General features: G+C 47.3%; 10 protein-coding genes. All 10 read right to left on the bottom strand.

What is annotated here, in order from left to right:
- On the bottom strand, positions 1-986 hold a 986-nt coding region (gene trpB, locus AC1DUA_RS10940), incomplete at its 3' end, for a tryptophan synthase subunit beta (RefSeq protein WP_477499770.1).
- Positions 983-1,681, bottom strand: coding sequence for a phosphoribosylanthranilate isomerase (locus AC1DUA_RS10935; protein ID WP_477499769.1), 699 nt, complete (start codon positions 1,679-1,681; stop codon positions 983-985). The genes trpB and AC1DUA_RS10935, both read right to left, overlap by 4 nt.
- A gap of 15 nt (positions 1,682-1,696) precedes the next feature.
- A complete protein-coding gene (trpC, locus tag AC1DUA_RS10930; protein ID WP_477499768.1) occupies positions 1,697-2,503 on the bottom strand; it encodes an indole-3-glycerol phosphate synthase TrpC in 807 nt (268 codons plus the stop codon).
- On the bottom strand, positions 2,493-3,533 hold the full coding sequence (gene trpD / locus AC1DUA_RS10925) for an anthranilate phosphoribosyltransferase (protein WP_477499767.1): 1,041 nt from the start codon (positions 3,531-3,533) through the stop codon (positions 2,493-2,495). Before trpD ends, trpC begins: the two co-directional genes overlap by 11 nt.
- Before the next feature lie 28 nt (positions 3,534-3,561).
- Entirely contained in the window at positions 3,562-5,109 is a 1,548-nt protein-coding gene (trpE, locus tag AC1DUA_RS10920) for an anthranilate synthase component I (protein ID WP_477499766.1), read from the bottom strand.
- A gap of 289 nt (positions 5,110-5,398) precedes the next feature.
- Positions 5,399-5,785 (bottom strand): chorismate mutase, encoded by a 387-nt coding sequence (gene aroH / locus AC1DUA_RS10915; protein ID WP_157319999.1) that lies wholly within the window; start codon positions 5,783-5,785, stop codon positions 5,399-5,401.
- Positions 5,786-5,788: 3 nt separating this feature from the next.
- Entirely contained in the window at positions 5,789-6,883 is a 1,095-nt protein-coding gene (gene aroB / locus AC1DUA_RS10910) for a 3-dehydroquinate synthase (protein WP_477499765.1), read from the bottom strand.
- A gap of 1 nt (position 6,884) precedes the next feature.
- On the bottom strand, positions 6,885-8,048 hold the full coding sequence (gene aroC / locus AC1DUA_RS10905) for a chorismate synthase (RefSeq protein ID WP_477499764.1): 1,164 nt from the start codon (positions 8,046-8,048) through the stop codon (positions 6,885-6,887).
- Between the two features lie 239 nt (positions 8,049-8,287).
- A complete protein-coding gene (locus AC1DUA_RS10900; protein WP_202556524.1) occupies positions 8,288-8,452 on the bottom strand; it encodes a hypothetical protein in 165 nt (54 codons plus the stop codon).
- A 95-nt stretch (positions 8,453-8,547) separates the two neighbouring features.
- On the bottom strand, positions 8,548-9,333 hold the full coding sequence (locus AC1DUA_RS10895) for a CheR family methyltransferase (RefSeq protein ID WP_477499763.1): 786 nt from the start codon (positions 9,331-9,333) through the stop codon (positions 8,548-8,550).
- Positions 9,334-9,383: the final 50 nt, after the last annotated feature.

Here is a 9,383-nt window from a genome sequence, read left to right as displayed (position 1 = left end):
GGATAATAGGTAGCGCGCTCGATATCCTTAAGATAGGAATGCTCCGGTCCGATACCAGGGTAATCCAACCCTGCCGAGATGGAATGCGCTGGCAGCACTTGCCCGTATTCATCCTGCAGCAGGTAGCTCAGCGAGCCTTGGAACACGCCAGGTGAACCTTTGGTCATTGTCGCGGCGTGCTCTTCCGTATGAATACCGCGTCCTGCTGCTTCTACACCGATAAGTTTAACGGTTTCATCCTGAACGAACGGATAGAAAATCCCCATAGCGTTACTGCCGCCGCCTACGCAAGCGACAACGGCATCCGGCAATCTGCCTTCAGTTTCTAAGATTTGTTCGCGCGACTCGTCGCCGATAATGCGCTGAAAATCACGTACCATCATAGGGTAAGGATGAGGTCCAGTAACGGAACCGAGGATATAATAGGTATCCTGTACATTACTAACCCAGTAACGCAGGGTTTCGTTACAAGCATCCTTCAGCGTACGAGTACCTGAAGTAACGGGAATAACCTCAGAACCAAGCAATTTCATCCGAAAAACGTTCAATTGCTGTCTCTTCGTATCTTCTTCGCCCATGAATACTTTGCATTCAAAACCCATCAATGCTGCTACCGTTGCCGATGCTACACCGTGTTGACCTGCACCAGTTTCAGCGATGATTTTCTTTTTGCCCATCTTCTTCGCAAGAACGGCTTGTCCGATGGTGTTATTAATCTTGTGAGCTCCTGTATGATTCAGATCTTCTCGCTTTAAGTAAATCTTGGCTCCGCCCAGCTGTTCAGAGAGTCGCTCTGCGTAATATAGGGGGGTTGGTCTGCCGGAATACTGCTTCTGCAAATAACGAACTTCAGCAATAAATTCAGGGTCATCCTTGTATTGATTATATGCTTCTTCTAGCTCAGACAAGGCGTTCATCAATGTTTCTGGTACGTAACGGCCGCCGAACTTGCCGAATCTGCCATGTTTATCAGGTACTTGCGTCACTTTCCAGTCACCCTTTCCACAAATGCGGTAATTTTCGCAATATCTTTCACACCATCTGTCTCAACACCGCTGGACACGTCCACGCCGTCAGGACAATAGGCTTCCACTAATTGATCCACATTGTCAGGCTGCAAACCGCCTGCTACAAGCAGTTTGACGCCTGCCGAACGAGCCCACTCTTGATAAACGGGAATGCAGTCCCAGGCAAAGGTTGTCCCAGATCCTCCCCCATATACGGGATCGAAGGTATCCAGTAACACAGCATCAACCGATCCGATATACGGATCCAGCTGAGTCGCTACTTCTGCACTTGAAGGAATCCTATTCTCTGATTTGGAAATGGACACGGACTTAAACACCTGAACTTGGAATTGTTCACGCACCCATTTGCAAAACTCCGGAGTTTCCTGGCTGTGCAACTGAACGACATCAAGTGGTGCAGCAGCCATTATTTCAGTGAGTTGCTCCTTGCTCGGATTAACGAATACGCMTACAGATAATGGAACGGAAGCACCATTATCCGCTTCATTTTTCAAGAATGAAATAAGCTCCCCAGCCTTGTCTGGCTTGACTTGCCGCTTGCTTGGGGCAAAGACAAAACCGATATGATCAATTGGCAAATGTATGATTGATTTTAGCACTTCAATGTTTTGAAGTCCACAAATTTTAACAGTTGGAATCGTGCCTGCAGGCATTCTATTCGCCTCTTTCTATGCCATCTGATTCGTTGTATTCGCAGTAGGACCCATCAGATCGTGAACCGCTTGCTCAACAACAGGCTGACGCATGAAATGTTCACCGATCAACACGGCTTGTGAGCCGATTTGCTGCAAATAAGCCATATCTTGAACCGTGGAAATCCCACTTTCGCTGACGATGGTTTTACCTGCTGGAATGAATTGAATCAACTCTTCCGTTGTTTTCAAATCGGTAACGAAGGTCTTCAAGTTCCGGTTATTGATGCCAATTAATTGGGTATCCAATTCAAGCGCCCGCTCCAGTTCTTCACGGTCATGAACTTCAACCAAAGCGTCCAAACCAAGGTCGCTCGCAAGTGACAGATACTGTTTCATCTGGTCAGTGGTCAATATTGCAGCGATGAGTAAGATCGCATCTGCGCCAATCAAGCGCGCTTCATAGATTTGTTTCGCATCGATGGTGAAATCTTTCCGCAGCAAAGGCACATTCACAGCTTGACGTACAGCTTTCAAGTACTCGTTGCTTCCTTGGAAGTAATCCACATCTGTAAGCACCGAGATGCAATCAGCACCTGCACGTTGATAGGAACTTGCCAACAATACCGGGTCAAAATCCTCGCGGATCAAACCTTTGGACGGAGATGCCTTTTTGACTTCGGCTATTAAACCCATCGCACGATTCTTACGTGTTGTCAAAGCCTTTTCAAAACCTAAGCAAGGCGGAAGTTCAGAAATAACTTTCTCCGCTTGTGCAATGGAAAAGCTGCTCATTGCTTCAACTTCAGCTCGTTTGGTGGCAACAATTTTATCAAGAAACATGGCTTAGTTCTCCTGTGAAATGGATTAAGTCGTTCAACTTTTGTTCGGCACGGCCTGAATCGATGACGTCTGCCGCAAATTTAACCCCTTGCTGTAGGCTTCCTACATGACCTGTCACATAGAAGCACGCGGCTGCATTCGCAAGCACGATGTCACGATGTGGCCCTCTATCGCCCGCAAAGATATGACGGATTATCTCTGCATTCAGTATCGCATCCCCACCGCCTACATCCTTAATACTGTGAGCCCGTAAGCCAAGATCATCAGGCGTAATAGTATAAGTGCTAATCTGATCTGATTTCAACTCCGTCACTTTTGTAGGCGCTGAAATGCTGAATTCATCTAATCCATCTTCGCTTGCTACAACCAAAGCCCGTTTCAGCCCCAACGCTTGCAGCGCTTGCGCGACTAATTCAGTTTTCGTGCGATCGAACACGCCCAGCACTTGACGATCCGCTCCCGCAGGATTCGTTAATGGGCCAAGCAAGTTGAATACAGTACGGAAACCCAACTCACGGCGCGGTGCCGCGACATGCTTCATAGATTGATGATAAGCCTGCGCGAACATAAAACAAATGCCCGTTTTGTCTAAACATTGCGCCGCTTGCTCGCTGCTTAGGGTAATCTTCACGCCAAGGGCTTCCAACACATCTGCACTGCCACTTTTGGACGACATAGCCCTGTTGCCATGCTTGGCTACACGAATGCCTCCCGCAGCTGCAACAATCGCCGCTGTCGTTGAGATATTGAACGTCTCTGCTCCGTCGCCGCCTGTGCCGCATGTGTCCAGTAGGTCATGCTGCAGCACATTAACCTGGATCGCCTTGTTACGCATCGTTTCTGCGAAACCTGTGATCTCTTCCAGAGTCTCGCCTTTCATGCGAAGAGCCGTCAGCAGACTGCCGATTTGCGCAGGTGACGCAGACCCTTCCATTATTTCCGACATCACATCACGCGCTTCCTCCCTGGACAGATGGCTGCCGCTGATCACTTTACCCAACGCTTGCTGTATCTGAATAAGTCCACTCATGACCTTAATCCTCCTCTACTTCTTTCCCTTAAGAGTTAACAAAGTAGTCTTTGTTAATATCGCTTACCGGTCTAGGCTCTGGGCTGAACATGGCTTCTGCCATCCGAATCGATTTGAGCAAAGCAGTCGCTTTGTTCACGGTTTCTTGGTATTCGCTTTCCGGAACTGAATCCCAAACAATGCCCGCTCCAGCTTGCACATAGGCTTTGCCATGTTTGAAAACAATCGTACGAATCGTGATACAAGTGTCCAAGTTCCCTGAGAAGCCTAGATAACCAATAGCACCTGCGTATGTGCCGCGCGCTTCTGGCTCCAGCTCAGCAATAATCTCCATAGCTCGCAGTTTCGGCGCTCCAGACACCGTCCCTGCTGGCATGCAGGAAAGAAAAGCATCGAAGAAATCTTTGTCTTTCGCAATTTTTCCGGATACGTTGGAAACGATATGCATGACGTGTGAGTAACGCTCAATATCCATGAACGTATCACACTTTACCGTTCCAAATTCCGATACGCGACCAATGTCATTACGGCCTAAGTCAACTAACATCAAGTGCTCAGCACGTTCTTTCTCATCAGCCAGCAGTTCTTTTTCTAGGGCTAAATCTTGTTCCGGCGTTTTACCACGCGGCCTTGTTCCAGCAATCGGACGCGTTTCTACTTTCTCCTCTTCAACCCTCACCAGCAATTCCGGTGATGTCCCAACGACGACTTCATCATCCATTTTGAGCACATACATGTATGGGGATGGATTCATTGTACGAAGCACCCGATATACCTGCAGAGGTGAGACCGTTGTCTCCATCTCAAAACGCTGTGACAGCACAACCTGGAAAATGTCACCGGCACGGATATATTCCTTCGCTTTATTCACGTTGGCAATGTACTTTTCCTTCGTGACATTAGAGCGAATGTCACCCAAATCCGGCTCCATCACAATTGGATTATGTGTCATCGTTTCCGTTCCGAGTGGTCGCTTAATCTTCTCGATCGTCGCATCGATTTTCTCACAAGTCGCCTGATAAGCTTTAGCGATATCTGCATCTGTGGCAAAAGGCTGCACATGCACGTTAGCAATTACTTTGATCTGCTGTTTAAAATGATCGAAAACGATAACTTGATCACAGAACATGAACTGAATGTCGTTCATTTGTAAATCATCAATTTGATGAGCCGGCAGCTTCTCATAATATTGCAGAAGATCGTATCCAAAGAATCCGACAGCTCCACCCGTGAATCTCGGAAGATCCGCAAGCTGAGGACTGGAGTAGGATCTCAGGTACGCTTTCAACACATCGATTGGTTTCTCATCCGTAACCTTATTCTCGGTTTGTGTCTCAATGACCGTCTTCCCATGTTTCGCCTTAATCATCAGGAAAGGATCGCTTCCAATGAAGGAATATCGAGCCCATTTCACGCCGCCCTCAACGCTCTCTAAGAGGAACGCACGCTTTTCTTGGTACAAGTGTTGAAAAACACGAATCGGGGTTTCTGTATCAGCTAATAGATGACGTACCACAGGAATGAGGTTAAAGTCTTTGGATAGTCGAATCACTTCTTGAATTTCAGGTGTATACATGGTAACATCCCCTCTCAGCTTGTGAGCCTTCCGTCGTCTTCCGAGGTGCTCCAAACTCTAATTGAATAACAAAAAAGCCTCTACCGAAGTAGAGGCTGGCTTTTAGTTACATGTAGAAGATTAAGAAGAATATGAAAAATTAACGTTGAATGTATGACGAAACAGACGCCTCCGAATGAGTCGTGTCCATCTTCATACGATCCTATGTTATCTTCCTCATCTCATCTGGGCTCTGCTCTACTCAACTAAACTCTGCTCTACTTACCTAATCTCATCTAACTCCACTATACTACCGTGCAGCTTCATTTGTCAATTTAACAATATCAGGACGAAGTGCTTTTGCTTCTTTCAAATAAATATGGTTGATTTCCGATTGGCTCTTTGTTGTATTCACTTGAACCATAAGACGAATACATTTCGGCAATGAATTCTCAACCGGAACTTCTAGTGAGCACATCAGCGGCACAAGTTCCCAGCCAACCATTGTACGAATGGCCCGTGCAGGGAATGTAGCTGTAATGTCTTCCGTCACTGTTATAAAAACCGAACAAATATCCTCTGGGCGAAAATCATTCGCCTCAACGATGGCACGAAGCAGCTCTCCAGTAGCGGTTAGAATTTCTTCCGCTTCATTGTGTTCAACTGTCGTTGCGCCACGAATTCCCCTACAGAACATTGGCTACCCTCTCCCTTTTAGAAGCTCGACAATTTGTCTGACTTGTTCCTCTGTAACATCCTTACGGATTTCAACTTTACCAATCTCCATAGGAATGATGTAGACCATTGTGCCTTCTTTGAATTTCTTATCGTGCATCATCGCACTCATAATGCTATCCGTATCCAAATGAGACGGAATGCTGACAGGCAGTCCGAATTTCAGGAACAGACCCTTGGTTACTTCATGGATCTCCTCGGAGTATCCAAACTGCTGGGCAAGCTTAGCAGCCCCAACCATACCAATCGAGATCGCTTCGCCATGCAGCAGCTCGCCATAACCAGCTACAGCTTCCAAAGCATGACCGATCGTATGCCCCAAATTTAAAATTGCACGCAAATCGTTCTCACGTTCATCTTGAGAAACAACAATTGACTTCACTTTGCAGCCTATGTAGAGCGCATAACTAAGCGCTTCTGGATCGAGAGACAATAGCTTCTCTGCATTGTCGTCACACCACTGCGTGAACGCAGCATCCCAGATCAAGCCATGCTTGATCACTTCAGAGAGGCCCGCCTTCACCTCGCGTGGCGGCAAGGTCAGAAGCAAGTCGATGTCGAAGAGAACGAGCTCGGGCTGGTGGAACGCCCCGATGATGTTCTTCGCCATCGGATGGTTAACGGCTACCTTGCCGCCGACAGAGCTGTCGTGGGCAAGGATCGTCGTCGGGATCTGCACGAAGCGGATCCCGCGCATGAAGCTCGCCGCCGCGAAGCCGGCGAGATCGCCAACCACGCCTCCTCCAAGGGCTACGATCGCAGAACTGCGATCTAAGCCCGCCTGGAGGGCGGTGGTAACAATTCCCTCGAGCTGTGCGAGGGATTTGGAGGTTTCGCCTGAGGGAACGACGCAGGTAGTTGCGTCGAAGCCGCCTTCGCGGAGCAGCGCCATGACGCGCTCCAGGTGCCGTGGAGCTACCTCGCTATCGGTAACAACAAGCATCGGTGACTTGCGGCTGAGCTTCGCGCGGTCGAACAAAGCCGTGATATCGTTCAGGACACCTTGGCCAATGTAGATCGGATAAGAACGTTCGCCTAGTTCTACCGTGAGCTCTCTCATATTAGTAATTCTCCACTTGTTTCAAGAAGTTGTTGAGATTCGCGCGAATTTCCTCTATGGAATCCCCGCCGAATTTATCCAAAAAGGCATTTGCAACTTCCCATGCAATGACATTCTCCATAATGACGCCAGCTGCTGGGACTGCGCAAGTATCGGAGCGCTCAACCTGCGCTGTGAATACTTCCTTCGTGTCAATATCAACGCTTTGCAGCGGTTTGTAAAGTGTAGAGATTGGCTTCATAACACCGCGAACGATGATTTGCTCGCCTGTGGTCATCCCGCCTTCGAATCCACCTGCACGATTCGTTCTGCGTCTAAAGCCATTATCTTCTGTATATAAAATTTCATCATGGACATTCGATCCTCTGCGCTCTGCAGCTTCAAAGCCAATTCCGAATTCCACGCCTTTGAATGCTTGAATTGAAAGTACCGCTTGCGCAATTTTACCATCCAATTTGCGATCCCATTGCACGTGGCTGCCAAGTCCTACCGGCACACCTTCAATAATAACTTCAACGATACCGCCGAGTGTGTCGCCATCCTCTTTGGCAGCGTCGATAGCCGCGATCATTTTGGCTTCTGCTTCTTTATCAACTACACGTACAGGTGATTCCTCCGTAATTGCAATGAGTTCATCGATCGGAAGCTCTTGACGCTGTGCTTCCACATCCCCGATACGGATGACTTGTCCAGCAACCTTGATACCGAATTCTGCCAACAATTGGCGTGCTACAGCCCCGGTCGCTACGCGCATTGTCGTTTCGCGGGCACTTGAGCGCTCCAAAATGTTGCGCAGATCTTTTTGATTATATTTGAGACCGCCGTTAAGATCGGCATGTCCAGGACGAGGACGGTTCACGCGGCGTTTGCCTTCGTTGTCCTCTTCGACCGGCTCAATACCCATTACAGTTGTCCAGTGTTTCCAGTCATTGTTTACTACAACGAGTGCAATTGGAGCCCCAGTAGTTTTGCCGTGACGAACACCGCCAGCAATTGTAGCCGTATCTTTCTCAATTTGCATCCGACGACCACGGCCATACCCTTTCTGACGTCTATGTAATTGAAAATTCAAATCCTCAAAGTTAAGAGTTACATTACTTGGAAACCCTTCAATAATCGCAGTGAGCTGCGGTCCATGTGTTTCGCCAGCCGTTAAATATCTCACAATCCGTTACCCCCTATAATTTGGTGAAGCATTCGCTTATAAGTGCTGTCAAGGTGAAATTCCTACCGTTTCAACTTGAAATTGTTTCAAACGCTTTAGCGCTTTGACGCGCGATTATCTTTTAGTCATTATAGTATAGGTACTCTTGTTTGGCAACAGCACAAACGCAAAAACACGCTTCGCATATAAGGGGTATTCCCTTAAGCGCAAGCGTGTTAACATCTGCTCAGGAGCACAGGTTACCCGTGCATCGGCTGCTTTTGGACAACTCTTGGAAGTTCTGCCAATTGCGGGTCATTCATCAAACCCATGATTTGCGACGAATCTACTCCCAAAATCTGTGCACATTCCTGAATCGAGATCATTCCCCTGCGATAAGCGGTTATCACTTTGCGTTTGTCCATAAGAGCCCCCTAAGAGTTGCATCAGTTTTATGTACTGTACTCGTTAACGTTCACTGAGTTTTGCTACATCTTAGTATTGGAATTTATGGAAGATCTTATACGCCCTTTTTGCGGTAAAAGAAAGTATCTGCTGGTTCTAAATCATATTGTCCTGGTGAAAAAATTTGCTCTGTGGAGCCAACAAACAGCAATCCCCCAGGTTTCAATGCTTTTGAAAATTTCTGATAGAGCACATGCTTCGCCTCTTCAGTAAAGTAAATGATCACATTACGGCACACAATCAAATCAAATCCGGTATCAAACGTATCGACAAGCAGGTTCTGCTTTTGAAATTTAATTGGCTTTTTCAGCTCATCAGAAACATGATACATCAGCTGATCTTGTCGGAAATATTTCGCAACATACTTTCCAGGCACGTCTCGCAAGGAACGGTCGAGGTAGGCCGCTTTGCGCGCCTTATCCAGAGCGCCTTCATCGATATCCGTTGCAAGCAAATGGACATCGCTCAAGGCCCCTTGCTCAGCCAGAATCATGGCTAACGTGTAAGGCTCCTCTCCTGTAGAACAGGCAGCACTCCAAACCTTCAAGCGGCGATTCTTTTTGAGCATCTCGGGAATGAACCTTGATTCCACCAGTTCCCACCGATTCGGGTTCCGCCAAAACTCCGACACATTGATTGTCATTCGATCGAGAAATTCATAAAAGAGTTCTTTATTTTTCAACATGGCATCAAAAAAGGAGACAAACGTTTGATAACCACGTTTCATTCGAAGTGTTGTCAGACGCCTTTTCATTTGAGCCTCTTTATAAAGAGCAAGATCTATGGACGTATGTTCTTTTACTTTTTTTATAAATAACAAAAAATCCTGGTCTTCTTCCATGCTGCCCACCCACCTTGGTCATTGTCTAAGTTACATACATTCTTGCATTC

This window comes from Paenibacillus sp. 01T422, from assembly GCF_056398785.1.
Note: the sequence above shows the minus strand (reverse complement) of the source record. Positions and strands in the feature narration are given on the sequence as shown.